The 588-nt window shown below is 70.4% G+C and carries 1 protein-coding gene; it reads right to left on the reverse strand.

Annotated features, from left to right (window positions below; all coding sequences use genetic code 4):
* Window positions 1–138: 138 nt before the first annotated feature.
* A partial coding sequence (locus FJR74_RS08500) for an IclR family transcriptional regulator (RefSeq protein WP_503465756.1) occupies window positions 139–588 on the reverse strand: 450 nt, incomplete at its 5' end.

The following is a 588-nucleotide window of genomic DNA, read 5'->3' on the forward strand; positions in this document are numbered from 1 at the left end:
CCAACGGGCTTGGCATGGCAATGCGTGCCTATGTGGAAGAACTGCGCGCTCGGGCATTGCAGCTCAACGAGCGGCAAGACGGTCTGTGGCACGGCAATGACTATGTGATCGCGGTCGAACCGATGTAGCACAACGCGGCTAGAGCCGTCGGGTGAGCGCGTCCGCCGCGGACAGCAGGTCGGCGGCCCATCGGACCCCCGGGCGGCGGCCCATCCGGTCGATCGGGCCGGACACCGAGATGGCAGCGATCACGACGCCCCGGCCGTCGCGCACCGGCGCCGACACGCTCGCCACGCCAGGCTCGCGTTCGGCCACGCTTTGCGCCCAGCCGCGCCGGCACACCTCGGCCAGCGCTCGGGCGCTGAACACCGCCTTTGGCAATACGGCCGCTTGGGTGGCGGCGTCGGTGTGGGCCAGCAACACTTTGGCGCCCGAGCCCGCGGTCATCGGCAACCGTGCCCCGACCGGGACCGTATCGCGAAGGCCCGCAGCTGGTTCCAATGCGGCCACGCAGACCCGCGACGTTCCCTCGCGGCGATATACCTGCACGCTTTCGCCGGTGGCGTCGCGCAGCTGAGGCAGTACCGC

It is taken from the genome of Metamycoplasma neophronis (assembly GCF_006491995.1).
In the GTDB taxonomy this organism is placed as follows: Bacteria; Bacillota_I; Bacilli_A; order Mycoplasmatales; family Metamycoplasmataceae; genus Metamycoplasma; species Metamycoplasma neophronis.